We start from the raw sequence: 26,622 nt of genomic DNA on the forward strand, positions 1-26,622 counted from the left end.
TGCGGGCAGTGTGACCGCGATGGCCCTCGACGCCTTCTGACCGGACCTTGTTCAGACCTGCGTGTCGGCATCATTGAGGTCGACACGCGGACCCATTCAGGCTGGGTGTCCCCGTTCTGACAAGCATTTACACACCGGCTCCAGACAATCACCAAGCATTTTTGAGGAATACCAATGTCCAAGCTCCCGCCCGTTTTGTCGAATCTGCCATTCCCAGTCATCGCATCGCCCCTGTTCATCATCAGCAACCCCAAGCTGGTGATTGAACAATGCAAGGCGGGTGTGGTCGGCTCCATGCCTGGATTGAATGCACGTCCTGCCGCCCAATTGGACGAGTGGTTGGCTGAGATCACTGAAACCCTGGCCGCCTACAACAAGGCCAACCCAGACAAGCCCGCTGCACCGTTTGCGATCAACCAGATCGTGCACAAGAGCAACGACCGGCTTGAGCATGACATGGCCATGTGCGTGAAGTACAAGGTGCCGATCATCATCACTTCGCTGGGTGCGCGTGAAGAAATCAATGCTGCAGCGCACAGCTACGGCGGCGTGGTGCTGCACGACATCATCAACAACAAGCACGCGCGTAAAGCGATTGAAAAAGGCGCTGATGGCTTGATCGCCGTGGCTGCAGGTGCAGGTGGGCACGCCGGCGTGAAAAGCCCCTTCGCCCTGATTCAGGAAATTCGTCAGTGGTTCGATGGCCCGGTGGCTTTGTCAGGCTCCATTGCCTCAGGCGATGCCATTTTGGCGGCCCAAGCCATGGGGGCAGACTTTGCCTACATTGGTTCGGCCTTCATCGCCACACTGGAGGCGCGGGCGGCAGAAGATTACAAGCAAGCCATCGTGGACTGCAGTTCTGATGACATCGTTTACAGCAACTTGTTCACGGGCGTGCATGGCAATTACCTGGCACCGTCGATACGCTCAGCCGGCCTCGACCCTGAAAATTTGCCGGAATCTGACCCAACCAAAATGAACTTTGGCGGCGATGCCAAAAAAGCCTGGAAAGACATCTGGGGTTGTGGTCAAGGTATCGGTGCCATCAACGCCATTCAGAGCACCGCAGAGCTGGTGGCCAAGTTCAAACGTGAGTACCAGGCTGCGCGTGCCAGGTTGGCACTTTGATGGCGGAGTCGGGGTCTGAAAACGCTGGATTCCACGCTTGAGCAGCGCCCTTCGGGGCGCTCTTTTTTGCCAGATGCACTCAAGGCTGCAGGTTGCATCCTGATCGTTTTGCACCATTTGGCCTTTTACGGACCCATGTCGGATGTGGTGATGCTGGCTTGGCCGACATTGATCGGTGGGTTTTATGACCAGGGGCGATTGGCCGTACAGGTGTTTCTGGTGTGCGCAGGCTTTTTGATGGCTGCTGCATTGACGCCCCCGCAATTACTCGGTGGGTCGCAGGCCATGAAGATGGCCTGGGGGCGTTACATGCGTCTGGTGATCCCTCTGTTGGCCGCTTTGAGCGTGACGGTGCTCTTGACCGAATACTTGAGAGCTGATCACTCGGTTTCGCACCTGTCGGCGACACCCGACTGGCCCACGGCATTGGCTCATCTTTTGTTGCTTCAGCATGTGGTGGGCATTGAGGCGCTGTCTGCTGGGATCTGGTACGTCGCGATAGATTTCCAGCTTTATTGCATCGCTTTGCTGACGATGCTCGGGGCCTCAAAATTGGTGCAGCGTTACCCAGGGCTGAACCTCGACAAGGTGCGTGGGCAGCTTTGGCTGGGCTTGAGTCTGGTTTCTTTAATCGTCTGGAACCTGAACGAGGATCTGGACGATTACGGCGTGTATTTTTTCGGCTCTTACGGCATGGGCATGCTGGCATACGGCGCTCGGCAAAGTCGTATTGGCCTCAAGGGCTGGTGGGTGTTGGTAGCGTTGGGTTTGTTTGTTTTATGGGTAGATCCACGTTGGCGAATTGCCACAGCCTGGGGCTGTGCCTTGCTGCTGGCGGCAGCGCCACAATACTTGTTTTCAGGTGAGATGCTGTCCTTGCGCATGCGCCACGCCGTGCAGTGGCTTTCTGGGGTGTCTTATTCGGTGTTTCTCATCCACTACCCTGTCAGTCTGGTGGTCAGTGCCGTGGTCACAGCTTACTGGCCCGAGGAACTGACAGCCAATGCCATGGGGATGGCTGTTTCTTTATTGATGTCGGTCTGGACAGGCCACGGGCTGAATAGGCTGACAGAGCGTCAACCGCAAAATATCAGGCACTTGAGTGTGTGGAGCCTCATCTTCATGGCCAGCGTAGCACTGGCCATGAGTGGGTCATGAGGCAGCTTTGACCTTCTCGGTGATGTAGGCCAAAGCCTCTTCCACCTGGTCAATCAGAATCAGGCACAAATCGCCTGGTGACAGGCGGGCCAGCGCTGTGTCAATGGCATTGAACTCTCCCTGAATGTCTTGTACATGGGTGGTTCGGACGGCACCTTGCAAACCTTCGCGCAGCAATCGAATGACCTCGCCGTCTGCACGCCCGCGTTGGCAGGCATCTTGGTACAGCAAGACTTCGTCAAAAGCCTGACCCAGAATTTTGGTTTGATCGCGAATGTCCTGATCGCGCCTGTCGCCCGCCCCGCTGATGACCACCAAGCGTTTGTGGGCTGGCATGTTGTCGACTGCCTGCACCAGCGCCTGGATGGCGTCAGGATTGTGACCGTAGTCGGCGATCAAGGTGGCGCCGCGGTAGTCAAACACGTTGAACCGACCCGGCACACCCTGAATATCGCTGATGAAAGTGGCCACGCCTTGTGCAATCGCATCCCATGGCACACCCACAGCCCAAGCTGCAGCAATGGAAGCCATGACGTTTTCTGTCTGAAAGCCGATTTGGCCTTGCCGGGTGATGGGCACCTGTGACAGCGGAATGCGGAAAATTTGTTTGCCTTTTTGGGCCACGATCTGACCGTCTTCAGTGAACACCACGCGTTTTCCCTGGGCACGGTGGGTCGCCAAAACGGGCTGGTTGGCGTCGAGCGCAAAAAATGTCACATCGCCAGGGCAGTGCGGTGCCATGGAGGCCACGGCAGGGTCTGCGGCATTGAGCACAGCCATGCCGTTTTGTTCCACGTTGAGCACGATCACGCGTTTCAGCACTGACAGGTCTTCCAGGGTCGTGATGTAGTTCAGGCCCAGGTGATCACCGCCGCCCAGGTTGGTCACGATGGCCACGTTGCAGCGGTCAAAGGCCAGGCCTTCGCGCAGCAGGCCGCCACGGGCCGTCTCGAACACCGCAGCATCCACATCGGGATGCATCAACACGTTGCGTGCACTGCGGGGGCCGCTGCAGTCACCCGAGTCGGTCTGGCGGCCGTTCACATAAACGCCATCGGTGTTGGTCATGCCGACGCGCAAACCTTTGGCTTTCAGTAAATGGGCTGTCAGGCGCACGGTGGTTGTTTTGCCATTGGTGCCGGTGACCGCAATGACCGGAATGCGGCCGGTTGCGCCGTTCGGAAACATCTGGTCGATCACGGCATTGCCCACATCGCGGCCCTTGCCATAAGAAGGACTGATGTGCATGCGCAATCCAGGGGCAGCATTGACTTCAACGACGCCCCCGTTTTGGTCTTCCAGAGGACGCAACACGGATTCACACACCACGTCCACGCCACAAATATCCAGCCCCACCATCTGAGCCGCTTCAATGACCCTGGCGGCGACTTCAGGGTGCACATCGTCGGTCACATCTGTGGCACTGCCCCCCGTGGACAGGTTGGCGTTGTTGCGCAAGATGACGCGGCGCCCCTTTTCGGGCACCGATTCGGGCTCGAGGTCCTGGGCGTGCAAGCGGCCAATCGCAATGTCATCAAACCTGATTTTGGTCAGCGAGGTGGAGTGACCCGTGCCTCGGCGGGGGTCAGTGTTGACCAGGTCCACCAGTTGGCGCACGGTGTGTTTGCCATCGCCCACCACCAGTGGGGGGTCACGTCGAGCCGCAGCGATCAGTTTGTTGCCCACCACCAGCAATCGGTAATCGTGGCCAGGCAAAAACTTCTCGACCATGACCGTGCCATAACGTTCGGCCGTGGCATAGGCTTTGTCAAAGGCTGCACGCTCGGTGATATTGACGGTGACCCCTTTGCCTTGGTTGCCATCCTGCGGCTTGACCACAACGGGAAAGCCCACTTCCTTGCCGATGGCCCAGGCTTCTTCGAGGGTCTGTGCCGGACGACCCAAGGGCACGGGCACGCCGGCTGCGTGCAGCAGCTTTTTGGTCAGGTCTTTGTCTTGGGCAATCGATTCGGCGATCGCACTGGAGGCGTCAATTTCAGCGGCTTGAATACGCCGTTGTTGAGAGCCCCAGCCAAATTGAACCAGACTGCCATCGGTCAAGCGTCGCAAGGGAATCCCTCTGGCGACGGCTGCGTCCACGATGGAGCCTGTGGAGGGACCTAGCCGCACATCTTCGTCCAGTTCATGGAGCTGTGCCAAGGCACTTTCCAGATCGAAGCTGTGACCTGCTGTAGCCGCTTTGCAGAGTTGCTCGGCCAGTTCAAGCGCCAGGCGACCAACAGCTTCCTCGGAATACTGCACGACAACCTGGTAGACACCCGCCTCTTGGGTGGCGGTGGTGCGGCTGAAGGTCACAGGGCAGCCTGCGTGGGCTTGCAAAGCCAGTGTGACTTTTTCCAGGGCATGCGCCATCGATGGCGACTGTCCGGGGCGGCTGCCGTCAATGGGTCCGACCTCGGGAAAGATGCGCCGCAGACGCTGCTCAATGGGGTGGTTGGACAAGAGGCTGCGTTCGGCCTCAGGACACGTGACGATCGCCTCCATGGCCGTGTGACGACTCCACAAATTGGGGCCGCGCAGTGCGCGAATTCTTGACACTTCCATGAACCAGTATTCCTGTGATGAGCTGAGGCCGAAGGGCTTGTCGAATATCAATGAGAGTTGTTCTGGCCAAAGCTTTTGACACCAGCACGGATCAAATCCACGCTGATGTCCAAGGCCCATGCCACGCTGGCGGCAACCAGCATGTCGTCGGTGGTGAGTTGGCCTTCCTGCAACAGACGCGAGACTGCGGGGCGCTTGGCGGACAAGACGAGAGATTCGCGTTGGCCTTCACTCAAAACCAGCTGTCCATCACGCCAGAAGGCAATGCGGCCGCCTTCCGTCGAATGGGCCAAAAGGCGAGGATTTTTTTCGTCGTCGGCATAAAAGATCACACTGCCATCGCAATAGCGGCTCAGATCGGCCACTTGGGGGTCGGCAGCATTCAGTACAGCCGTTCCATGGGGCAAAACCACGTCGATTTGTGTGCGCACATAGGTGGGTATTTTTTCATCGTCGCCAGGGTACAAGTCATCCAAGCCGCGGGCCGTGGGCATGCGTGTGACCACACCGACCTGGCAGCGGTCATAAGGCAAACCTTCTGTCAGCAAATGCCGGAGGTCGCTTTCAAAAACGGCTGTTTGAACCGAGCGGTTGATCAGCAGTCGCTGGGCATTGTCCCAGTCCATGCAGCCTTCGCTTTGCAGTTTGCGCTGGTTCATGAACAAGCCGTCTGCACAGGCCAGGCCGGTGTACAGACCCTTGAGGTGCAAAAGCCAAGACACCAATTGCGCGGGGCGTGAGGTGTCCCCATCGCCCATGAGGCCGACCACCGGAATCCGTCCGGTGTCGGTGGGCTTGAACAAATGGTTGGCAATGGCTTGACCAACAGGTCGGGGTTTGCCAACGGCGGGCTTCAGGTGCATCAGCAAACCTGGGCCTGCATTGACCTCGACAATGGCACCCCCTTGCGCGGCCAGGGGCCGGGAAATGTCTTGCGCAACCAGGTCGACGCCAGCGATGTCCAGACCCACCACACGTGCCGCCAGCACAGCTTGCGCGGCCAATTCGGGGTGCACTTCATCGGTGACATCCAGCGCCATGTTGCCGGTGCGCATGATGAGCACGGAGCGGCCTTTTTCGGGCACGCTGTTGGGCGTCAGCCCCTGACGCTTGAGTTCCAACACCGAAGTGGTGTGCTCGTCCAGCCGGATGGTGTCGAGGGGGAAGTCTTCCTCTTCGCCACGGCGGGGGTCGGAGTTGATTTGAAGTTCGATCAACTGCGACACGGTGTGTACGCCATCACCCACCACGCTGGCGGTCTCGCCCTTGTTGGCGGCGACCACATGGTCACCCACCACCAGCAGGCGGTGCTCTTCACCCAAGATGAAACGCTCCACCATGACTTCGCTACCCTCCGCCAGGGCGATACCGTAGGCGGCTTCGATGTCTTCTTGTTTTGAAAGCTCGAGTGAAACACCACGCGCGTGGTTGCCGTCGGTGGGTTTGACGCACACGGGCAAGCCAATGTCTTGCGCAGCTTCCCAGGCGGCAGAAGGGCTGTCCACGATTTGTCCTTGGGGGACAGGGACGCCGCACATGCTGAGCAGCTGTTTGGTCAGGTCTTTGTCTTTGGAAATGCCTTCGGCAATCGCACTGGTGCGATCGGTTTCGGCCGTCCAGATGCGGCGCTGCTGGGCGCCATGGCCGAGTTGTACCAGGTTGCCATCGTTCAGGCGGATGGCCGGAATGCCACGGTCACTTGCCGCGTCCACGATGCTGGCCGTGCTGGGGCCGATGCACAGGCTGTCGACCATTTGCTTGAGGCGGTTGATTTCACCTTTGACGTCGAAGGGACGGTCTTCGATGGCGGCCAAGATCAGGTCACGGGCGGTCTCCAGCGCGCTGCGGCTGACGGCTTGATGGCGCGTGCGGATCACCACTTTGTAGACGCCTCTGGGTCCTGCTTCGCGGGCTTTGCCAAAACCGGTTTGCATGCCGGCCTGGGTTTGCAACTCCAGGGCGACGTGTTCCAGCACGTGGCCTGCCCATGTGCCTTCTTCTAGACGTTGCAAAAATCCCCCGCGTTCGCCCACGCTGCAGCGGTGCTCGATCATGCCCGGCAGCCAAGCCGTCAAGCGTTGGTTAAACCCCGGTAAGGTATTGGAGGGAAAGTCTTCCAGGGCGCCAATGTCGATCAGCGCTTCCATCACAGGACGGTATGTCCAGATGTTCGGACCGCGCAAATGGGTCATGCGCAGAAATTGGATAGTTTTGGCGTTCATGAATGAAAAGGGCGGCTATACAATGACCGGCCCGTCATGGCGCTGGTGGATTGCTCTGGATTCAAAAAATACATGGGCAGTTCATGTGCAGTCGTGGGCGACATCAGTGGTTGTTTTTTGTCTCGTCGGCCGCCACGGTCGTTCGAGTCGTTTCCGGTTCATCCCTCATGACATCAACTTCTTCTTTGGCCTGTGCATCCCGTCAGGTGCTTCCTGACGCTTGGCAGGTTGATGTCCATTCTTGCCTGCTGCCTGGAGAAAACGCAACAGCCTGGCTCGAGGTTGACCTTGACGGCAGTTTGCAATTCGCCAAAAGTGCCATCATTCTGACCGATCAGCGGGTCTTATCCCGGGCTGACGGTGAAAAAAACTGGTCCAGTTGGGCTTTGCAGCCGGATTTGTTGCTCAAGCTCACAGACCATGCGGGTGTGGGCTGCCTTGCATTGACCACCACGCAGGAACAGTTGACGGTCTGGCGATTCACTCTGGGGCTGCAGGCTGCGGTGGCCCGCTGGGCGGCGCAGTTTGAAAGTCAGATGGTGCAACTGGGGCAGACCGCAGAGGGCCGCCCCTTGCAAACCGCCTTGTCCGGCTCGGTTTGCCCGGTCTGCCAGGCGCTGATGTCGGATGAAGATGAAGAGTGTTCCCGTTGCGGTCGGGCAGAGCTGGCGCCCCCATCGACCTGGACCCTGTTCAAGCTGTGGCGCTTTGCCAAGCCTTACCAAGGGTCACTGCTGGCGGGATTCTTGCTCACTTTGGCAGCGACGGCGGCGACTTTGGTGCCCCCTTACCTGACCATGCCCCTGATGGATGACATCCTCATCCCTTATCAAAATGGCAAGACCATCGATCCAGGTCTGGTTTCTCTTTACCTGTTGGGGCTGATGGGTTCTGCCTTATTGGCCTGGGGCCTGGGGTGGGCCAAAACTTATATTTTGGCCTTGGTTTCCGAGCGCATTGGCGCCGATTTGCGCACCACCACCTACGAGCATTTGCTGAAACTTTCGCTTGAATATTTTGGTGGACGCCGCACGGGGGACCTGATTGCCCGAATCGGCAGCGAGACGGATCGAATCAATGTGTTCATCTCGCTCCACCTGCTCGACTTTGCGACCGATGTGTTGATGATCTTGATGACGGCCATCATTTTGTTCACCATCAACCCGACCTTGGCCTTGGTGACCCTGTTGCCCTTGCCCTTCATTGCCTGGTTGATCCATGTGGTGCGCGAAAAATTGCGTACCGGTTTCGAGAAGATTGACCGCGTCTGGGCTGAGGTGACCAACGTGCTGACCGACACCATTCCGGGCATTCGGGTGGTCAAGGCTTTTGCACAGGAAGACCGCGAAGCCCAGCGTTTCAAGGACGCCAACCAACACAACCTGCTGGTCAATGACCGCTTGAATCGGGTTTGGTCATTGTTCTCTCCCACCGTGACTTTGATGACCGAGATCGGTTTGCTGGTGGTCTGGGGCTTTGGCATCTGGCTGGTCTCTGACGACCAGATCACAGTGGGCGTGCTGACCGCTTTTCTGGCCTACATCGGCCGTTTTTACGGCCGACTGGATTCCATGAGCCGAATTGTCTCGAACACACAAAAAGCGGCTTCGGGAGCCAAGCGTATTTTTGACATCCTCGACCATGTCTCCAGCGTCCCCGAGCCCATTCAACCCGTCGCTTTGCCCACCCCAGTGCAAGGCCACATCACGCTGCGCGATGCCGGCTTTCGCTACGGCAACCGCGCGGTGATCCGCCAACTCAACCTCGATATACAACCCGGGCAGATGATTGGGCTGGTGGGCCACAGTGGTTCGGGCAAGAGCACGCTGGTCAACCTGATTTGCCGCTTTTACGACCTGACCGAAGGCGTGATCGAGCTGGATGGAATCGATATCCGGCAGCTGAAAGTGGCCGACTACCGGCGTCAAATTGGCTTGGTGCTGCAAGAGCCTTTCTTGTTCTTTGGCACGATCGCCGACAACATTGCGTACGGCAAACCCGAAGCGCGCCGTGAAGACATCGTGGCGGCTGCCCGTGCTGCCCATGCCCATGAATTTATTTTGCGCATGCCACAGGGTTATGACTCGCTGGTGGGTGAGCGCGGACAGGGATTGTCCGGTGGTGAACGCCAACGCATTTCGATTGCACGGGCTTTGCTGATCAATCCGCGCATTCTGATTTTGGACGAGGCGACTTCGGCGGTGGACACCGAAACCGAAAAGGAAATTCAAAGGGCTTTGGACAACCTGGTGCGCGGGCGCACCACGATTGCGATTGCGCACCGGCTGTCTACCTTGCGCAAGGCCGATCGCCTGGTGGTCATGGACAAAGGGGTGGTGGTGGAAGAGGGCACACACGATGCATTGATCGAGGCGCAAGGCGCTTATTGGCGTCTTTATGAAGCCCAGCAACGGCAAGCTGAAACCGAAGCGGTGTTGGGTGGCAGCATCGAAGTCGCACAGCAAAAGGTGAGCGCATGAACCCGTTTGATCTGCAACGCGATGCCTTTGGTCGCTGGGTTCTGCAAATGCCCGATGGCACCCGCCATGTCCCTGTCATGGCATTGCGCGCTTACCCCGTGTCAGCGCCTGACGCAGGTGTGGCGCTGATGGATGCTGACGGGAATGAAATTGTCTGGATCGAGGCGCTGGCCCAGCTCGATCCCCCATTGCGTTCGCAGGTGCTGCAAGCCTTGAACGAGCGCGAATTTTTGCCAGAAATTATCCAGCTGACCGATGTCAGCAGTTTTGCCACACCCTGCACCTGGTCGGTCGTCACCGACCGGGGCGTCACGCAGTTTCTGCTTAAGGGCGAAGAAGACATCCGACGTCTGACGGGCACCGTGCTGTTGGTCAACGATGTCAATGGGGTCCAGTTCATGATCCGCGACCTGACGGCCATGGACAAACACTCGCGCAAACTGCTCGACCGATTCCTCTGAATTGTTGTTAGCCGTGGTTCAAAGTGGCCAGACTGAGCCGTGCTCAGGCACCAGTGCTCGCCACTTGATCTCGTGCTCGATGCGCTGGCGCAGCATGTCCGATCCCTCGCGCTCACCGTGCACCACATACACCTGGTCCGGTGCGCTGGGCATTTTGTGCAACCAGCTCATCAACTGGTTGGCATCGGCATGCGCGGAAGCTGACTCGATTTGCACCACTTCGGCCCGCACGGTCACATCTTGTGCATGGATCCGAAGGGTGCTGTGACCGCTGGCCAGCGCCGCGCCACGGGTGCCTGGGGCCTGATAGCCCGTCAGGATGACCATGTTGCGATGATCGCCGGCGTATTGCATCAGGTGGTGCAATACCCGCCCCCCGGTGGCCATGCCACTGGCCGCCAAGATCACCATGGGGCCATGGCGGTGCAGCAATGACTTGGACTGCTCGGGCGTCTCCAGCATGGTGGCCACATGGTCCATGTTGCGCACCTCCTGCGCACTCAGGCGGTGCTCGCCGGGATGGCGTTCAAACAAGGCGGTGGTGTGAATGGCCATGGGACTGTCCAGAAAAATGGGCAGGCCCTTGGCAATTTGCCCGGCGGCCTTGAGCTGCGCAATGGTGTGCAACACGGCTTGCGCTCGCCCTACGGCAAACACCGGCACCACAGCCACGCCGCCGCGTGCAGCCAGCTTGTGCAAAAGGGGGCCAAGTTCTTCAAACAGTTTTTCCTTGGGGTGCTGGCGATCGCCATAGGTCGATTCGATCAAGACGGTATCGGCCTGCGGTGGCGGTTCTGGTGGGTTCATCAGCGGGTCGTCAGGACGGCCAAGATCACCCGAAAACAAAATGCGCCGTCCGCCTACATCCAGCAGCAAACTCGCCGCGCCCAGAATGTGGCCTGCCGGCTGAAAGCGCGCCTTCCAGCCGCGAATCGGTTCGAACCACTGACCTTGTTTTTCAGCGTGCAACTGTTTCAAGCTGTGGATGGCTTCTTGCTTCGTGTACAGCGGCAGGGCTGGGGCGTGTTTGGAGAAGCCGTGCCGATTGGCAAAAAAAGCATCTTCTTCCTGAATGTGCCCACTGTCCGGCAGCAAGATGCTGGCCAGATCGCATGTGCCCGTTGTGGCGTGCACCCGGCCACGAAAGCCGTTTTTGACCAATAAGGGCAGGTAGCCGCTGTGGTCCAGATGCGCATGGGTCAGGACCACGGCTTGGATATCACCGGGCACCACTGGCAAGGGATTCCAGTTGCGCAAACGCAGTTGTTTATAGCCCTGGAACAAGCCGCAATCTACCAGCAAGCGCTGGTGATTGTGTTCAATCAAGTACTTGGAGCCGGTCACGGTGTCGGCTCCGCCCAGGAAGGTGATGGTGGCGCTCATGTCTGCATGTTGCGCCTCAATAAAAAAGGCGGTTTGACGCAAGTCAAACAGCCTTTCGGTGAACGCCGGGCTTTACGCGCCGAAGAACCCCTTGAGTTTGTCGGTCCAGCTTTCGCCGCTGGGTTGGTGCTTCCCACCGCCTTTGCTCAGCGAGTCATCAAACTCCTTGAGTAATTTTTTCTGGTGCTCGGTGAGCTTGACAGGGGTCTCCACCGTGATGTGGCAATACAAATCACCGGGGTAACTGCCCCGCACGCCCTTGATGCCTTTGCCGCGCAAGCGGAATTGTTTGCCCGTCTGAGTGCCTTCCGGGATGTCGATGGCGGCTTTTCCACCCAAAGTGGGCACGTCAATTTCGCCACCCAAAGCCGCTTTGGTGAAGCCGATGGGCACAGCGCAGTGCAGGTCATCGCCATCGCGCTCAAAAATCGCATGCTTCTTGAGGCGAATCTCGATGAACAGATCACCCGGTGGGCCGCCATTGGTGCCAGGTTCGCCGTTGCCTGCACTTCGGATGCGCATGCCGTCATCGATGCCTGCCGGAATTTTGACTTCGAGTGTTTTTTGTTTTTTGACCTTGCCTTGCCCTTGGCATGTGCCGCAAGGCTCAGGGATGATCTTGCCAGTGCCTCGGCAATGCGGACAGGTTTGCTGCACGCTGAAAAATCCTTGACGCATTTGCACCTGGCCCTGCCCGTGGCAGGTTGCGCAAGTTTTTGCACTGGTGCCCGGTTTGGCGCCGGTGCCACTGCAGGTGTCACAGGCATCCCAGCTCGGAATGCGCAATTGCGAATCCTTGCCATGGGCGGCTTCTTCGAGCGTGATTTCCATGGCGTAGCTCAGGTCAGCACCACGGAATACCTGGCGTCCACCGCCACGCCCACCGCGGGCCTGGCCACCAAAAATGTCGCCAAAAATGTCACCAAACGCATCACCAAAACCGCCAAAGCCTTCGGCACCGCCGCGCATATTGGGGTCGACACCGGCGTGCCCGTGCTGGTCGTAGGCGGCACGCTTTTGGGCATCCGACAACATCTCGTAGGCTTCTTTGACCTCTTTGAACTTGGCTTCGGCTTCTTTGGCCTTGGCGTCCTCACCCTGGTTGCGATCAGGGTGGTACTTCATCGCCAGTTTGCGATAAGCCTTTTTGATGTCTTCGTCTGAGGCGTTTTTGGCAACACCCAGCACTTCGTAAAAATCTCGTTTGGCCATGGGGCAATCCAACCGTTAGAACAAGAACGCCGCGAAGGTGATTCAGGGCTCTGAATCAGCTTGCGCGGCGGGATTGCGGGAAACCCGCAAAGCGTGGGGTATCAGCCCTTTTTGACTTCCTTGACTTCAGCGTCCACCACGTTGTCATCTTGTGGTTTAGCGTCGGTAGCACCTGCGGCAGCTGCGCCCGCAGCAGCTTGCTGCGCTTGCATATCCGCATAAACTTTTTCGCCCAGCTTCTGGCTGGCGGTCATCAGGGCTTCAGTTTTGGCTTCGATGGCGTCTTTGTCTTCGCCTTTCAAAGCTTCTTCCAGTGATTTGGCGGCGGCTTCGATGGCTTCTTTCTCAGCCGCTTCGATCTTGTCGCCGTGCTCGGTTAGGCTTTTCCTGACGCTGTGGACCGCGGCTTCTCCGGCGTTGCGAGCTTGCACCAATGCGAGTTTCTTTTTGTCTTCTTCCGCGTTCAGCTCGGCGTCTTTCACCATTTGCTGAATTTCAGCTTCAGACAAGCCCGAGTTGGCCTTGATCGTGATCTTGTTTTCTTTGCCGGTGCCTTTGTCTTTGGCGCCCACGTGCAAGATGCCGTTGGCGTCGATGTCAAAAGACACTTCGATTTGCGGTGTGCCGCGTGCTGATGGCGGGATGCCTTCGAGGTTGAATTCACCCAGCGCTTTGTTGCCGCTGGCGATCTCGCGCTCTCCCTGAAAGACCTTGATCGTTACAGCCGGCTGGTTGTCCTCGGCGGTCGAGAAGGTCTGGGCAAACTTGGTCGGGATGGTGGTGTTCTTGGTGATCATCTTGGTCATGACACCGCCCATGGTTTCAATGCCCAAAGACAAAGGCGTCACGTCGAGCAGCAGCACGTCGGTGCGATCACCCGACAAAACCTGGCCCTGAATCGCAGCGCCAACGGCCACAGCTTCATCGGGGTTCACGTCCTTGCGTGGCTCTTTGCCAAAAAACTCTTTGACCTTCTCTTGCACCTTGGGCATGCGTGACATGCCGCCCACCAAAATGATGTCGTCGATGTCGCCGACCGACACACCCGCGTCCTTGATCGCTGTGCGGCAAGGGGCGATGGTGCGCTCTATCAGTTCTTCTACCAACTGCTCCAGCTTGGCGCGGGTCAGCTTGATGTTCAGGTGCTTGGGGCCTGTGGCATCTGCTGTGATGTACGGCAGGTTGATGTCGGTCGAGGCCGAGCTGGACAATTCGATCTTGGCTTTTTCAGCGGCTTCTTTCAGGCGCTGCAGGGCCAGCACGTCTTTGGCCAGATCAACGCCGGATTCTTTCTTGAACTCGGTGATGATGAAGTCGATGATGCGCTGGTCGAAGTCTTCGCCGCCCAGGAATGTGTCGCCGTTGGTTGAAAGCACTTCGAATTGCTTTTCACCATCGACGTCGGCGATTTCGATGATGGACACGTCGAATGTGCCGCCACCCAGGTCATACACGGCAATCTTGCGATCGCCTTTTTCGGTTTTATCTAGACCGAAGGCCAAGGCAGCAGCCGTGGGTTCGTTGATGATGCGTTTGACGTCCAGGCCGGCAATGCGGCCCGCGTCTTTGGTGGCCTGGCGCTGCGCATCGTTGAAGTAAGCGGGCACCGTGATCACGGCCTCGGTCACTTCTTCGCCGAGGTAGTCTTCGGCGGTTTTCTTCATCTTGCGCAAGATCTCGGCGCTGATTTGCGGCGGGGCCAGTTTTTGGCCACGCACCTCCACCCAAGCGTCGCCGTTGTCGGCTTTGGCAATGGTGTAAGGCATCAGGTCGATGTCTTTTTGGACTTCTTTTTCCGCGAACTTGCGGCCGATCAGGCGCTTGACCGCGTAAAGGGTGTTCCGGGGGTTGGTGACTGCCTGGCGCTTGGCCGACGCGCCGACCAGGATTTCGCCGTCTTCTTGGTAGGCAATGATGGACGGGGTGGTGCGAGCGCCTTCGGCGTTTTCGATCACTTTGGTCGTGTTGCCTTCCATGATGGCCACGCACGAGTTGGTGGTGCCCAAGTCAATACCGATGATTCTTCCCATTTTTATGCTCCGAAATTGATTGAAATGCAGATGATTTGCAATTGGGGGGCAGGAGGAACTTTTCAAGTCCCCCTGCTCCAAAAAAGGTTTTGGGCGAAAGCCTGTGCTTACTTGGGGGCTGTGACCGTGACCAAAGCTGGGCGCAGCACGCGGTCAGCGATCGAGTAGCCCTTTTGCAGCACCGAGACCACGGTGTTGGCCTCTTGTTCGGCGGGGACTACGCTGATGGCTTGGTGGTGGTGCGGGTCAAATTTGGTGCCAGCGGGAGGGGCTATTTCAAGCACTTTGTTGCGTTCCAGCGCACTTTTGAGCTGACGCAGGGTCGCTTCTGAGCCTTCGCGGATTTGCTCGATGGTGACATTGGGGATGGCCAGGCCGGCTTCCAGGCTGTCCAGCACGGGCAGCAGACTGTCTGCAAAGCCCTCAACGGCGAACTTGCGCGCCTTGGCGATTTCATCATCGGCTCGACGGCGTGCGTTTTGCACATCGGCCTGGGCACGCAGGAATTGATCGGCCAGATCGGCGTTTTGCGCCTTCAAATTGGCCAACTCAGCCTGTGCATCGCCCAGCAGGTCAAGGGGGAGGGAGAACGAAGGGGTGGCTTCAGCGGCCAGTTCTTCGTTGCTCAAAGGGGTGCTGTTGGGGTTTTGTGTGGCTTCTGACATGAACAATGTCCGCAAAAATGATGACCCCAATTAAGTAGGGGCGTTGTCTCGGGCTTCAAGAGCTCAAGAAAAAACCCGCCAGTGGCGGGCAGAGTCCGGGAGGATAAAAGCAGCAGGCTCAGCTTAAAGCCAGCAATTCCACGTCGAACTTCAACGTGGCGTTGGCCGGAATCACGCCGCCAGCGCCGCGGGCGCCATAGCCCAGCTCAGATGGAATGATCAGGGTGCGCTGACCGCCCACCTTCATGCCAGCCACACCTTCGTCCCAGCCTTTGATGACCATGCCAGCGCCCAGCCCAAACACAAAAGGATCGCGGCGGTCACGGCTGGAGTCGAACTTGGCGCCTTGCACCCCTTCGTTGTAGAGCCAGCCGGTGTAGTGCACCGTCACATCTTGACCTGGGGTGGCCTCGGCGCCTTCGCCCACAACGGTGTCTTCGTATTGCAGGCCGGAGGGTGTGGTGTTCATGGGTAAGCTTTCATCAGGGAATGGCCCGGTGTCGCCCTGTGGCGATCCCGGAGGTCGAAAACCCAAAATTATGCCAGCACAAAAGGACTGCTGCCATCGGACAGGCTGTAGCGCTTGTGCTTGATCAGGTCAAAAGCCCCCTCCGAGCCAAGTCGCGCATCAGGGCGCTCACCCCGTAAGTCCAAGGCTTGGCCTGGTCGGATGTGGTGACCTGATTGACCAGGGCGCCCAGCAAAGGGGTGGAGACGCTGACCACATCGCCCACTACATGCGTGAAGCCCTGACCTGGGCCATGGCGGTCTTGGGTGGGGGCAAACATGGTGCCCAGAAACAGCATCATGCCGTCGGGGTATTGGTGATATTTGCCCATGGCTTGCCCGACCAGATCCAGGGGGTCCCGGCTGATTTGCGACAGGGAACTGCTGCCTTGCATGACAAAACCCTCAGGGCCTTGCACTTTCAGGCTCAAATCACACTGGCGCACATCGTCGATGCCAAAGTGCGCGTCAAACAGGCGAATGAAAGGGCCGATCGCGCAACTGGCGTTGTTGTCCTTGGCCTTGCCCAGCAGCAACGCGCTGCGGCCTTCAAAGTCGCGCAGGTTCACGTCGTTGCCCAAAGTTGCACCCACCACTTCACCGCGCGAATTGGCCGCCAACACAATTTCGGGCTCGGGGTTGTTCCATTGGCTGCCCGGGTGGATGCCGACCATTGCCCCAGTGCCCACCGCGCTCATGGGCTGGGCTTTGGTGAAGATCTCGGCATCTGGCCCGATGCCGACTTCAAGATACTGAGACCACATGCCTTGGGCCAGCAGCACTTCTTTGAGTTTGGCCGATTCGGGCGAACCGGGTTTCACGCTGCGCAAGTTGTCGCCGATCACGGCCACCACCGCTTGCCGCACAACCTCGGCCCGGCTGGCATCGCCCCGGGCTTGCTCTTCGATCACCCGTTCCAGCATGCTGGCCACAAAGGTCACGCCTGCAGCCTTGATGGCTTGCAAATCGCAAGGCGCCATGAACCAGGGCATGGCAGGGTCACGACTGGCCTCGTCGCTGTTGGCCAAAACTGCTTCTGTGTCGGCCAGACGTGTGGCCTTCTCGGATGCCAAGAATTGACGGACCCGATGCGCGGGCTGGTCTTGTTCGAGCAAAGCGCTGCAGGTGGTGGCCAATAGGGAAAGGTCTAGCACGCTTTGAGGCGTGACCGCGACCAAGACCGGCCCGGTATCGGGTCGCCACATGCGACCGATCAACAAGGCATGTTCACAAAACTGGGGCAAAGAAGTGTTGTTCATGGGGTATTTGGGCAAAACGATGCTGAATATCTTGCCAGATCAGGGGGCTGCAAGCTGTCACGCACAGGCTTTCTCAAATCAGGGGGGCCGCTGGTTTCAGACGCATTTTGTTGCAAGCTTGTGCGGTGCGGCAGCAACACTTTGCCCAATTGACCTTAGAGTTGCCAACTTGGATTGAAAGGATCTTCCAGATGAACACGATGACTGCATTCAAAAGCGCTGGTGCGTTGACTTGTGCCTTGGCCATTTTGCTGACGGGTTGCGCGACAGCCACCCCCGAGCAAAAGGGCGCGGGGACAGGTGCCGTGATTGGCGCTGTGGCGGGCCAAATCTTGGGACGTGACAGCAAGGCAACCGCCATTGGCGCGGGCTTGGGTGCCCTGGGCGGCTATGTCTGGTCGAAAAACATGGAAGACAAAAAGCGCGCCATGGAAACCGCCACAGCGGGCACGGGCACAGTGGTCACCCAAACCGCAGACAACCAGCTCAAATTGAGTATCCCGAATGACATTTCTTTTGACTCAGGCCGGTCTGACATCAAGCTAAATCTACGCCCGATCCTGGACCAGTTTGCGCAAGGTCTGGGTCAGCAGCCCAGCATGGAAGTGCGCATCGTAGGCCACACCGACAACACCGGCAGCGATGCCATCAACAACCCCTTGTCGGTCAACCGCGCCCAAAGTGCGCGTGATTATTTGGTCTCCCGCGGCGTGAGCAGCAGCCGCATCGCGATTGATGGACGGGGTTCGCGCGAACCCATTGCTGACAACGCCACAGAAACTGGCCGGGCACGCAACCGCCGCATTGATATCTTCTTGGCCGAGCGCGGTCAAAGGTAAATTTTTTGTAGCAGCGTCAGCAGGGTTTTTCGTTGCGCAGGCGTGAGCTTGGCGGTTTTCTCGATTTCCAGTTCACTGGCGGCTTGCTCGGCTTGCACCATCAAGGCTTGGCCCTTTTCAGAGGCATGCAAACCGACCGCTCGCCCATCGTGGGGGTGCGGCTTGCGCTCGATCAGTCCTCGGGATTCCAGGGACTGAATCAGCCCCACCAGGTTTGGGGGCAGCAGGTTGAGCGTGGCGCAAAGCTGGCGGGAGGTCACGCCGGGGTTGTGCTGGATGGTGGACATGACTGAAAAATCCACCGGCTTGAGCCCATAGGGTGCCAGTCGCTCTAGAAACAACTCGATGATGCTCAGTGCCGCCCTGCGAGCGTTGTAGCCCATCAGGGTTTGCAAAAAGCGGGTGTCCACCTTGTCGATGGCCACCAACGGTTGCTCGCCGTGTGCCCCGGCAGAAACTTCAACTGGATTTTGTGCAGGCAGGCCCTTGGCGACAGCGCGGGGCAGAGTGCGAGGCACTTTGACGGGCACTTTTGGTTTCTTCAGGTCGCCTGTGCGGGGCGCCAAGGTTTTGGTTTTGGGCATGGCGGCTTGATTATGCGGCCACTGCAGCGCACTGCGACACGATGATGAATGCCCGCATCTGGAACTCGGGAAGCACCCAATCGCGCAAAGCCTTGGCCGGCGCACGCCAGCGTGTCTCGGCTTGGGGGGTGTTGTCGTCTAGGCCCGCTTCGATGCGCAGCCAGGACCAGTCCAGCAACACGAGTGCCACGGCACGCAGGTAGTCATCGGCCACGCGAAAGGCCAGTGCAGCGTCTTGCGGTGCGGCCTTGACGATTTGCGCGGTCACAGCGCGAAGGGTCTGGATGCGCGCGCGCGCCTGTGTGCTGGCTTTGTGGCTTGCAGGCAAATCGGCCTCAATCGTATCCAGCAGGGCATACATGCCCACGCCGCCATCAGACAGCACTTTGCGAACCAGCAGGTCGATCGCCTGAATTTCGTTGGTGCCTTCGTAAATCATGGTCACGCGGGCATCGCGCACGATTTGCTCAATGCCCCACTCGCGCACATAACCGTGGCCCCCAAACACCTGCAGGCAATCGCTGCCGCCATGGAAAGCTTGGTGTGTGAAGACCGATTTCATCACCGGCGTGACCAGCGCGCACCAGCGCTGTGCGGCGGCTTGCGTATCGGCGTCGGGACTGTGCTTGATCAGGTCCAGCTCCAGCGCCGTGCGATAGGCCAGCACACGACCCGCATCGACCCAGGCACGTTGCGTGTCCAGGATGCGGCGCATGGCGGGGTGTTCACCAATCAGGTCGGCTTCGCCAGCCGATTTACCCTTGCCAGGCGCACGCATTTGGCGGCGCTCTTGCGCATAGGCATCGGCTTTTTGCCAGGCTGCATCCAAAAGGCCAATGCCTTGCAAGGCCACATGCAGGCGGGCGGCGTTCATCATCACGAACATGGCGCCCAGGCCTTTGCCAGGCTCACCCACGATGGCACACACGGCTTCGTCAAAACGCATCACGCAGGTGGGGCTGCCGTGCAGGCCCATTTTTTCTTCGATGCGGTCACAGTGCACTCGACTGCGTGTGCCATCTGGATAAAACTTGGGCACCAGAAACAACGACAGGCCTTTGGGTCCAGGCGGTGCATCGGGCAAACGCGCCAGCACCAAGTGCACGATGTTGTCGGTCAGGTCGTGTTCGCCGCCCGAGATAAAAATTTTGGTCCCGCTGACGGCATAGCGACCGTCGGACATGGGGACGGCCTGGGTGCGGGCCAGCCCCAGGTCGGAGCCCGCGTGCGGCTCGGTCAGGCACATGGTGGCCAGCCATTCGCCGCTGGCTACTTTTTCGAGGTATTGCGCTTTGAGTTCATCGCTGGCATGGTGCTTGATGCACTCGTAGGCGCCATGCAACAGGCCGGGGGCCATGGTCCAGCCGAGGTTGGCGCCGCTCAGCATTTCGTAGAGCATGGCTTCGAGCACAGCGGGCAGGCCCTGACCGCCATCTTTACTGTCGCAGGCCAGCGCGGGCCATCCAGATTGCCAGAACGTCTGGTACGCAGCCTTGAAGCCGGGTGGCATGGTGACTGCGCCGTCTTGCCATTGGGCCCCGATTTCGTCGCCATCTCGGTTGAGGGGCGCGACGACTTCGGCCACAAACTTGCTGGCTTCCTCCAGCACCTGTTGCATCAAATCAGCATCCACTTCGGCAAAAGCGGGCAAGGCGCGCACTTGGGCCGGCGCGTTCAGGACACGGGACAACAGAAATTGCATGTCTTCGGTGCCGGGCTGGTAATTGTTCATGGCGAGTTCAGTTAATCAAAAAATCCGGGGCACCGTCAGTGCGCCCCGGACCGTGGCAGCCCAGTGGCCGATCAGGAGTCGACGCTGAAGCCGATGCGCTTGATCAGCGGGCCCCAACGCTCGAGCTCCACTTGCGAGCTCTTGAGTTGGTCTGCGACGGTGCCACCAAAAGGAATCAGACCTACCACGGTCAAAGCGTCCAGCACGCCTTTGTCTTTCAACGCCGCATTGATCGCTGCATTGGCCGCCTGCACCACGTTGGCCGGGGTTTTGGCGGGGGCGTAAAAACCGAACCATTCTTCCACCGTCAACTCGGGGAAGCCCTGTTCTGCGAAGGTGGCCACATCGGGCACGAAAGGCGAACGGGTTTTGCCTGAGGTGGCCAAAATGCGCATCTTGCCGGCCTTGTGGTTGGCAATGAAGTCGCCGTGCGGTGTGAACATGCAGGCGATCTGGCCGCCAACCACGTCGGTCACACCGGGCACCGAGCCGCGGTAGGGCACATGCTTGAACTCGAAGTTTTGGTTCAGACCCAGCAAAGCGCCGACGAAGTGGGGCGTGGAGCCTGCTGCGGGCGAGCCGTAGCTGGCCTGAGCCGGGTTAGCTTTGGCCCAGACGATGAAGTCTTTAACGTTTTTGACACTGGCAGGCACCATGGGGCCGACCGCAAAGCCGTGGTGGATCATGGAGGCGGTGCCCACCGGGGTGAAGTCTTCAAAGGGCTTGTATTGCAGGTTTTTGAAGATGTGGGGGTAAAGCGAAATGGCCGAAAAAGGCGTCATGGCCAACACCGAGCCGTCGGCTGGTGCGCTTTTCAGCAGGTTCAGGGCAATTTGGCCGCCAGCCCCTGGGCGGCTGTCGATGATGCCGGCGTTTTTGCTGTAAGGGGTACCGCCAAATTTTTCAGCCACGCGACGGGCGCAAATGTCGCCAGAGCTGCCCGGAGGGAAACCGTAAAGTACTTTGACTTGCTCGATGGGCAAGCCGCTTTGTGCCCAAGCATGCTGGAAAGCGGTGCTGCCCAAAATGGCGGCACCGATGGTGGATTGAATGAATTCGCGACGGTTGCTCATGCTTGTCTCCTCGGAGGGGGGGTGGAAAACTCAGGTTGGGGGAAAACGGAAAACCAAAAAAATCAGCTGCACAAAGTCTTGATGTCTTCAGGCACCGCGATCGCTTTGATGCGGTCTGCATCGTCCGGGTGCTTGATGCAAAAAGCGCGCACTTCGGTGCCTTCGCACAGCACGGTGTCGCCACGCATCACCACATGCTTGTGCACGAAGACTTTTTCACGCCACTCCTGCACGCTGGTGTGCACTTGCAGGGTCTCGCCATAGGTGGCAGGACGGATAAATTTGGTGTTGATCTCCAGCAGCGGGGTGCCGATGATGCCGCGCGTCTTGACCAATTCTCGCCAAGGCAGAACGCCACACTTCACGAAAAAGTTCAATGAAGAGGCGTCCATCCATTTGGAAAAGTTCGGGAAGAACACGATGCCTGCGGGGTCGCAGTCACCGAACATCACTTGCACTTCGTAAACAACCGTCTTGATCATCTGGGGTCTTTCAGCGGGGGGCCATGCGAAGGGCGCCATCCAGGCGAATGACTTCGCCGTTCAGGTGGTTGTTGTGCACGATGTGCACGGCCAGTTCGGCAAACTCTTCGGGCTTGCCCAGGCGCGATGGGAAGGGAATGCTGGCGGCGAGTGACTGCTGCACGGGCTCGGGCAAGGTTTCCATCAAAGGTGTTTTGAACAGGCCGGGGGCAATGGTGCACACACGGATACCGTGCTGTGCCAGGTCACGCGCCATGGGCAGTGTCATGCCCACCACGCCGGCTTTGGAGGCGCTGTAGGCTTGTTGGCCGACTTGGCCATCAAAAGCAGCGACCGAGGCGGTGAAGACCATCACGCCGCGGGCTCCATCTTCCAGGGGGTCAAGTTTGGCGCATGCCGCAGCAAAAAGACGGGCGGCGTTGTAGGTGCCAATGAGGTTGACGTTGATCACTTTGGCAAAGTCTTCCAGCGGGGCGGCGTTGCCGTCCTTGCCGACCACGCGCTTGGCGCTGCCAATCCCTGCAATTTGCATCAGGATGCGTGCGGGGCCTTGCGCAGCGGCGGCACTCTCGATGGCTTGGGCCATGCTGTCCGGATCGCTCACATTGCATTTGACGGCAATGCCGCCGATGTCTTTGGCCACGCGCTCGGCGTTGTCCATGTTGAGGTCGAGCACCGCAACCTTGGCGCCCAGCCGGGCCAGTTCACGGGCCGTGGCCTCGCCCAAACCGGAGCCACCGCCGGTGACCAATGCTGCTTGTCCTTGGATGTTCATGTGGGTTCCTTGGTCTAAAGAGGGGGCAAATGCTTCAGGTGTGATCAGGCTGCTGCGTCGGGGTTCTCGATCAGCAACGCAATGCCCTGACCACCGCCCACGCAGGCACTCGAGATGCCATAGCGCAGGCCCGAACGTTTGAGTTCACGCGCCAGCGTGAGGGTCAGGCGCACACCAGTGGCCGCCAGCGGGTGGCCCAGCGCAATCGCGCCACCATTCACGTTGAGCTTGGACAGGTCAAGCCCCAATTCACGGCCTACCGCCAGTGTTTGCGCGCCTTGCGCTTCGTTGATCTCGAAGCGGCCAATGTCTGACAGTTTCAGGCCCGTGCGTTCCAGCAAAAGTCGAATTGCCGGTGCCGGGCCTATGCCCATGATTTCGGGCGGTACGCCCACAGCGGCAGCTGCGACCAAGCGGGCCAGAGGTTTCTTGTCATGGGCTTTGGCATACACCCCGGTAGTGACCACACAAGCAGCGGCCCCATCGACCAGTGCTGAGCTGTTGCCACCGGTTTGCACGCCGCCTTCGTAGACGGACCTGAGCTTGGCCAACACTTCGGGTGGCGAAATGCGTGGGTGGGTGTCGGCACTGACTTGGGTGACTTTGCCTTGCAACTTGATGCCACGGGCGTTGTAGCCATCGAGTTCAAATTTTTCGGTGACCACAGGCACGATTTCACCGGCATGAAAACCCGATTCCTGGGCGGCCACGGCTTTGGCAAAAGAGTCTGAGGCAAACTGGTCCACCTCTTCGCGGGTGATGTGGTATTTTTTAGCCAGGTTTTCGGCGGTCTGGATCATGTTAATGCCTGGAGCCGGATCTTTCAGGGCTTCCCACATGAAGTCCTTGAAGCCTACGGGTGCGCCGAGCTTGAAACCGGTGCGGTGGTCAAAGGCCGCAATCGGGTTGCGCGTCATGCTTTCGGTGCCGACCACCAACGCAGCCTCACACACGCCCGCTTCAATCTGCTCGCCTGCCTGGCGAAAGAGTTCAAAGCCGGTGCCGCAAATGCGCTGCACCATGATGGCGGGTACTTCTTGTGGCACGCCGGCATAGAGACCGATGTGGCGCGGCAAGACAAACTGGTCAAAGTCGCCAGGGGCCATGTTGCCCGTGATGACCGAGCCGATCTCTGTGGCTGCGATGCCGGCGCGCTTCAAGGCTTCACGGGCGGCCTTGATACCCAGGTCCGTGGGGGAGATGTGGCCGAGTGCGCCACAGTAATCGACCATGGGCGTGCGCACGCCTTCGTGCATCCAGACATCGGAAAAAGCGTTGAAAAATCCTTTGGAGGCCATGGGGTACTTTCTGTTGGAAGGGGGCTGCTTATTGAGGTTTCACAATGAAGTGCAACGCATCGGCATGCAGTGCTGCCACCGTGTCAGCCCGGTGCGCGAGCACCGAGCGTTGATTGATCGAACCTTTGTCGGTGATTTCGCCTTTGTCGATGGTGGGCGGCTCTGACAGCAGGCACAGGCGAGCGATGCGGTTGGCGCTGCCAGTGCCGCTTTTGGCCAACTCGTTGACGATCTCCTGGAACTTGGCCAGTACAGGAGCAGACGCGAGCACCTCGGACAGCGGCACGTCGGCAGCCAGGCCGCTCAAGGCACGCACGGCGGGCGTCGGGAAAATCATCGCGCCGACTTCCTTCATGTTCAGGCCGGTGAGCACTGCGTCCTGAATGTAGGGTGCGCCGGTTGCAATGATCTTGCCGCGCAGCGGACCCACGCTGACAAAGGTGCCGGTGGCCAGCTTGAAGTCTTCGGCAATGCGGCCGTCGAATTTCAGGCCCAGATGCACATCGGTTTCGTCGATCCACTTGACGGCATCGCCTGTTTTGAAGAAGCCTTCTTCGTCAAAAGCGCCAGCAGTTTCTTCGGCGTTGCGCCAGTAGCCGGGGGTGATGTTGGGGCCACGGTAGCGAACCTCGGTTTTGCCCTGCATGTCCACCAGTTTCAGTTCGAGGCCTGGTGTGGGGACGCCTAGGTCACCGGCTTGCACAAAAGGGTTGGTCACGAAAATACCAAACGGCCCGGACTCGGTCATGCCCAGACCCGTGCCCATGACGATGCGCTCGCCGACCTCGCGCTCCTGCGATTCATAGAGGCTGTCCCAAATGGGTTGGGCCAGTGCCGCACCTGCGTAAAAGAACATCTGCACGCGCGACAACAGGGTCTTGCGCAGGGCATCGTCGGTCTTCATTGCGTTGGCAATGGCTTCAAAGCCGGTGGGTACGTTGAAGTACACCGTGGGGGCGATTTCGCGCAAATTGCGCAAAGTTTCATGGATCAGCGATGGTGTGGGCTTGCCGTCGTCGATGTACAGCGTGCCGCCGTGGTAGATCACCATGCCCACGTTGTGGTTGCCACCAAAGGTGTGGTTCCATGGCAGCCAGTCGACCAACACGAGTTCTTTTTCGGCCAGCACGGGCATGGACTGCGCCATCTGCTGCTGGTTGGCACACCAGAGGCGCTGGGTGTTGATGACGGCTTTGGGCAGCTTGGTCGAACCACTGGTGAACAAAAACTTGACGATGGTGTCCGGGTCAGTGGCGGCAATGGCAGCGTCCACCTCAGGCGTGGCGGCCGTGGCGCACAGGCTCTCAAATGGGGTGACGGGCCGGCCTTCCACAACGCCTTCGACCATCACCACTTCCATGTCCGATTGAACGGTGGCGGCAATGGCTTTGGCATAACGGGCGTCTGATGCGAACACCATGCCGGGGGTGACGGTTTTGAGCACGTGCTTGAGCTTGTCGTAGTCCACGCTGATCAGCGAATATGGCGGCGATGTGGGCACAAAGGGCACGCCCGCCAGCATGCAGCCCAGGGCCAGCAGGGCGTGTTCCAGGCTGTTCTCACTCAAGATGACAACAGGGCGCTCGGCGTTCAGGCCTCGGTTGATCAGGCCTTGCGCAATATTGCGTGCAGTGGCCCAGGCTTGCGCATAGGTGATGTGTTTCCAGTCACCCAGCGTGCCGTCAGCTTGCTTGACACGGCGCGCCATGAAGCTTTGGTCTGGCTTGGTTTTCGCCCAGTGTTGCAGTCGGTCCGTCATGCGCTCTGCAAAGGGCTGCAGAGGCTGCTCGGCTGTCAGGTAATGCGTGCCGGGCACGCCATCGCGCAGGGTGACGCGGGTGACGCCGAACTTCAGGGGGCGAAATTTTGGGGGGCTCATGCTTGTCTCCGATGTTCTTTTTGTGACGTCGACTCAGCTTTTTTGTACTTTGGGGGCCTTGCCCTCAAGGAAAGCACGCACACGGGCTTTGGCTTCAGGGGCAGCCTGCGCGATCGAAGCCATCAGGGCTTCCGTGAACAGGCCGTGGTCGGCGGGTTGCTCTGCAATGCGGGGCAGGGCATGCATCAGTGCAAAGTTGGTCAGTGGTGCGTTGGTGGCAATTCGGCTGGCCAGTTCGATGGCCTTGTTCAGTGCCTCGCCTTTGGCAACCAGGTACTGCGCCAGACCCACACGCTCACCCTCTTGGGCGTCGTAAACGCGGCCGGTCAGCATCATGTCGGTCATGCGCGCAGCGCCAATCAGTTTGGGGATCCGCACCGAACCGCCACCGCCGACAAAGATGCCTCGGGTTCCTTCAGGTAAGGCGAAGAAGGTGCTGTCATCGGCCACGCGGATGTGGCTGGCACTGGCCAACTCGAGCCCGCCGCCGACCACGGCGCCATGCAGCGCTGCGACCACGGGCACGCGACCTTGCTCAACCGCGTTCAAGGCCACGTGCCAGCTGCGTGAGTGGTGGATGCCTTCGCCTGCATCACGTTCTTTGAGTTCGGACAAATCAAGGCCGGCACAAAAATGGTCGCCTTCGCCGTGAATTACCGCTGCACCTGCTTCAGGGGGAAGGTTCTGGAAAACATCGCGCAGCGCTTCGATCAAGCCGTCGTTCAGGGCGTTGCGCTTGGCCGGACGGCACAAACGCACCAAGGCCACTGCGCCGCGCATTTCAAGCGCCACCCCGTTGGCCGCTGCGCGTTCGAAGATCGGATGGTTGGCTTGTGTCATCGGGGTCCTAAAAAGGGCTTGATCTAAAGATCAAGAAGGTTATTTTTGAT

At 59.0% G+C, this 26,622-nt stretch carries 21 protein-coding genes; 5 read left to right on the plus strand and 16 right to left on the minus strand.

From position 1 onward, the window contains the following. Positions 1-174: 174 nt before the first annotated feature. The gene (locus ACIQ3A_RS03490; RefSeq protein WP_396430376.1) at positions 175-1,128 is read left to right on the plus strand and encodes an NAD(P)H-dependent flavin oxidoreductase; all 954 of its coding nucleotides are present in this window, start codon (positions 175-177) and stop codon (positions 1,126-1,128) included. 66 nt (positions 1,129-1,194) lie between these two features. Further along, on the plus strand, positions 1,195-2,286 hold the full coding sequence (locus ACIQ3A_RS03495; RefSeq protein WP_396430377.1) for an acyltransferase family protein: 1,092 nt from the start codon (positions 1,195-1,197) through the stop codon (positions 2,284-2,286). On the opposite strand, the gene cphA (ACIQ3A_RS03500) is transcribed toward ACIQ3A_RS03495, so the two are convergent. Continuing rightward, positions 2,281-4,851: a cyanophycin synthetase gene (gene cphA / locus ACIQ3A_RS03500; RefSeq protein ID WP_396430378.1), complete on the minus strand. Its 2,571-nt coding sequence runs from the start codon at positions 4,849-4,851 to the stop codon at positions 2,281-2,283. The genes ACIQ3A_RS03495 and cphA (ACIQ3A_RS03500) overlap by 6 nt on opposite strands. Before the next feature lie 47 nt (positions 4,852-4,898). Further along, on the minus strand, positions 4,899-7,073 hold the full coding sequence (cphA, locus tag ACIQ3A_RS03505; protein WP_396430379.1) for a cyanophycin synthetase: 2,175 nt from the start codon (positions 7,071-7,073) through the stop codon (positions 4,899-4,901). A 167-nt stretch (positions 7,074-7,240) separates the two neighbouring features. Here cphA (ACIQ3A_RS03505) and ACIQ3A_RS03510 point away from each other — a divergent pair, with 167 nt between their 5' ends. Next, complete coding sequence (locus ACIQ3A_RS03510; RefSeq protein ID WP_396430380.1) at positions 7,241-9,553, plus strand: ABC transporter ATP-binding protein; 2,313 nt, start codon at positions 7,241-7,243, stop codon at positions 9,551-9,553. Further along, on the plus strand, positions 9,550-10,014 hold the full coding sequence (locus tag ACIQ3A_RS03515; RefSeq protein WP_396430381.1) for a DUF1854 domain-containing protein: 465 nt from the start codon (positions 9,550-9,552) through the stop codon (positions 10,012-10,014). Before ACIQ3A_RS03510 ends, ACIQ3A_RS03515 begins: the two co-directional genes overlap by 4 nt. An 18-nt stretch (positions 10,015-10,032) precedes the next feature. Here ACIQ3A_RS03515 and ACIQ3A_RS03520 read toward each other — a convergent pair whose 3' ends face one another. The 6 genes from ACIQ3A_RS03520 to ACIQ3A_RS03545 all read right to left on the minus strand — a co-directional run bounded on the left by ACIQ3A_RS03520 (position 10,033) and on the right by ACIQ3A_RS03545 (position 17,070). Next, complete coding sequence (locus ACIQ3A_RS03520; RefSeq protein ID WP_396430382.1) at positions 10,033-11,397, minus strand: MBL fold metallo-hydrolase RNA specificity domain-containing protein; 1,365 nt, start codon at positions 11,395-11,397, stop codon at positions 10,033-10,035. Between the two features lie 72 nt (positions 11,398-11,469). Next, on the minus strand, positions 11,470-12,609 hold the full coding sequence (gene dnaJ, locus ACIQ3A_RS03525; protein WP_396430383.1) for a molecular chaperone DnaJ: 1,140 nt from the start codon (positions 12,607-12,609) through the stop codon (positions 11,470-11,472). Positions 12,610-12,710: 101 nt separating this feature from the next. Continuing rightward, the gene (dnaK, locus tag ACIQ3A_RS03530) at positions 12,711-14,639 is read right to left on the minus strand and encodes a molecular chaperone DnaK (RefSeq protein WP_396430384.1); all 1,929 of its coding nucleotides are present in this window, start codon (positions 14,637-14,639) and stop codon (positions 12,711-12,713) included. 107 nt (positions 14,640-14,746) lie between these two features. After that, positions 14,747-15,304, minus strand: coding sequence for a nucleotide exchange factor GrpE (gene grpE / locus ACIQ3A_RS03535; RefSeq protein WP_396430385.1), 558 nt, complete (start codon positions 15,302-15,304; stop codon positions 14,747-14,749). Positions 15,305-15,422: 118 nt separating this feature from the next. Then, positions 15,423-15,773 (minus strand): FKBP-type peptidyl-prolyl cis-trans isomerase, encoded by a 351-nt coding sequence (locus tag ACIQ3A_RS03540; protein WP_396430386.1) that lies wholly within the window; start codon positions 15,771-15,773, stop codon positions 15,423-15,425. Between the two features lie 124 nt (positions 15,774-15,897). Beyond that, the gene (locus ACIQ3A_RS03545) at positions 15,898-17,070 is read right to left on the minus strand and encodes a fumarylacetoacetate hydrolase family protein (protein WP_396430387.1); all 1,173 of its coding nucleotides are present in this window, start codon (positions 17,068-17,070) and stop codon (positions 15,898-15,900) included. A 191-nt stretch (positions 17,071-17,261) separates the two neighbouring features. On the opposite strand from ACIQ3A_RS03545, the gene ACIQ3A_RS03550 reads away from it, so the two are divergent. Continuing rightward, the gene (locus ACIQ3A_RS03550; RefSeq protein ID WP_396430388.1) at positions 17,262-17,909 is read left to right on the plus strand and encodes an OmpA family protein; all 648 of its coding nucleotides are present in this window, start codon (positions 17,262-17,264) and stop codon (positions 17,907-17,909) included. Here the strand turns inward: ACIQ3A_RS03550 and ACIQ3A_RS03555 are convergent. The 8 genes from ACIQ3A_RS03555 to ACIQ3A_RS03590 all read right to left on the minus strand — a co-directional run bounded on the left by ACIQ3A_RS03555 (position 17,900) and on the right by ACIQ3A_RS03590 (position 26,572). After that, positions 17,900-18,415, minus strand: coding sequence for a MarR family winged helix-turn-helix transcriptional regulator (locus ACIQ3A_RS03555; protein WP_396430427.1), 516 nt, complete (start codon positions 18,413-18,415; stop codon positions 17,900-17,902). The two genes, ACIQ3A_RS03550 and ACIQ3A_RS03555, sit on opposite strands and share 10 nt — an antisense overlap. Positions 18,416-18,503: 88 nt before the next feature. After that, a complete protein-coding gene (locus tag ACIQ3A_RS03560; RefSeq protein WP_396430389.1) occupies positions 18,504-20,225 on the minus strand; it encodes an acyl-CoA dehydrogenase family protein in 1,722 nt (573 codons plus the stop codon). A 71-nt stretch (positions 20,226-20,296) separates the two neighbouring features. After that, a complete protein-coding gene (locus ACIQ3A_RS03565; protein ID WP_396430390.1) occupies positions 20,297-21,298 on the minus strand; it encodes a tripartite tricarboxylate transporter substrate-binding protein in 1,002 nt (333 codons plus the stop codon). Positions 21,299-21,360: 62 nt separating this feature from the next. Further along, positions 21,361-21,780 (minus strand): acyl-CoA thioesterase, encoded by a 420-nt coding sequence (locus ACIQ3A_RS03570; protein WP_396430391.1) that lies wholly within the window; start codon positions 21,778-21,780, stop codon positions 21,361-21,363. A 10-nt stretch (positions 21,781-21,790) separates the two neighbouring features. Continuing rightward, on the minus strand, positions 21,791-22,555 hold the full coding sequence (locus ACIQ3A_RS03575) for an SDR family NAD(P)-dependent oxidoreductase (RefSeq protein WP_396430392.1): 765 nt from the start codon (positions 22,553-22,555) through the stop codon (positions 21,791-21,793). Positions 22,556-22,599: 44 nt separating this feature from the next. After that, positions 22,600-23,853 (minus strand): thiolase family protein, encoded by a 1,254-nt coding sequence (locus ACIQ3A_RS03580; protein ID WP_396430393.1) that lies wholly within the window; start codon positions 23,851-23,853, stop codon positions 22,600-22,602. Between the two features lie 28 nt (positions 23,854-23,881). Further along, complete coding sequence (locus ACIQ3A_RS03585; RefSeq protein WP_396430394.1) at positions 23,882-25,732, minus strand: feruloyl-CoA synthase; 1,851 nt, start codon at positions 25,730-25,732, stop codon at positions 23,882-23,884. 33 nt (positions 25,733-25,765) lie between these two features. Then, complete coding sequence (locus tag ACIQ3A_RS03590; protein ID WP_396430395.1) at positions 25,766-26,572, minus strand: crotonase/enoyl-CoA hydratase family protein; 807 nt, start codon at positions 26,570-26,572, stop codon at positions 25,766-25,768. Positions 26,573-26,622: the final 50 nt, after the last annotated feature.

The organism is Limnohabitans sp., assembly GCF_044361985.1.
Classification (GTDB): Bacteria; Pseudomonadota; Gammaproteobacteria; order Burkholderiales; family Burkholderiaceae_C; genus Limnohabitans_A.

Bases quoted from the DNA above. Each gene is read 5' to 3' on its own strand.
- ACIQ3A_RS03560 (WP_396430389.1), bottom strand. From the start codon at position 20,225: ATGAACAATTACCAGCCCGGCACCGAAGACATGCAATTTCTGTTGTCC.
- dnaK (WP_396430384.1), bottom strand. From the start codon at position 14,639: ATGGGAAGAATCATCGGTATTGACTTGGGCACCACCAACTCGTGCGTG.
- ACIQ3A_RS03590 (WP_396430395.1), bottom strand. From the start codon at position 26,572: ATGACACAAGCCAACCATCCGATCTTCGAACGCGCAGCGGCCAACGGG.
- ACIQ3A_RS03520 (WP_396430382.1), bottom strand. From the start codon at position 11,397: ATGAGCGCCACCATCACCTTCCTGGGCGGAGCCGACACCGTGACCGGC.
- ACIQ3A_RS03490 (WP_396430376.1), top strand. From the start codon at position 175: ATGTCCAAGCTCCCGCCCGTTTTGTCGAATCTGCCATTCCCAGTCATC.
- ACIQ3A_RS03570 (WP_396430391.1), bottom strand. From the start codon at position 21,780: ATGATCAAGACGGTTGTTTACGAAGTGCAAGTGATGTTCGGTGACTGC.
- ACIQ3A_RS03565 (WP_396430390.1), bottom strand. From the start codon at position 21,298: ATGAGCAACCGTCGCGAATTCATTCAATCCACCATCGGTGCCGCCATT.
- cphA (WP_396430378.1), bottom strand. From the start codon at position 4,851: ATGGAAGTGTCAAGAATTCGCGCACTGCGCGGCCCCAATTTGTGGAGT.
- ACIQ3A_RS03545 (WP_396430387.1), bottom strand. From the start codon at position 17,070: ATGAACAACACTTCTTTGCCCCAGTTTTGTGAACATGCCTTGTTGATC.
- ACIQ3A_RS03510 (WP_396430380.1), top strand. From the start codon at position 7,241: ATGACATCAACTTCTTCTTTGGCCTGTGCATCCCGTCAGGTGCTTCCT.
- ACIQ3A_RS03515 (WP_396430381.1), top strand. From the start codon at position 9,550: ATGAACCCGTTTGATCTGCAACGCGATGCCTTTGGTCGCTGGGTTCTG.
- grpE (WP_396430385.1), bottom strand. From the start codon at position 15,304: ATGTCAGAAGCCACACAAAACCCCAACAGCACCCCTTTGAGCAACGAA.
- ACIQ3A_RS03580 (WP_396430393.1), bottom strand. From the start codon at position 23,853: ATGGCCTCCAAAGGATTTTTCAACGCTTTTTCCGATGTCTGGATGCAC.
- ACIQ3A_RS03550 (WP_396430388.1), top strand. From the start codon at position 17,262: ATGAACACGATGACTGCATTCAAAAGCGCTGGTGCGTTGACTTGTGCC.
- ACIQ3A_RS03575 (WP_396430392.1), bottom strand. From the start codon at position 22,555: ATGAACATCCAAGGACAAGCAGCATTGGTCACCGGCGGTGGCTCCGGT.
- ACIQ3A_RS03585 (WP_396430394.1), bottom strand. From the start codon at position 25,732: ATGAGCCCCCCAAAATTTCGCCCCCTGAAGTTCGGCGTCACCCGCGTC.
- ACIQ3A_RS03540 (WP_396430386.1), bottom strand. From the start codon at position 15,773: ATGAACACCACACCCTCCGGCCTGCAATACGAAGACACCGTTGTGGGC.
- cphA (WP_396430379.1), bottom strand. From the start codon at position 7,073: ATGAACGCCAAAACTATCCAATTTCTGCGCATGACCCATTTGCGCGGT.
- dnaJ (WP_396430383.1), bottom strand. From the start codon at position 12,609: ATGGCCAAACGAGATTTTTACGAAGTGCTGGGTGTTGCCAAAAACGCC.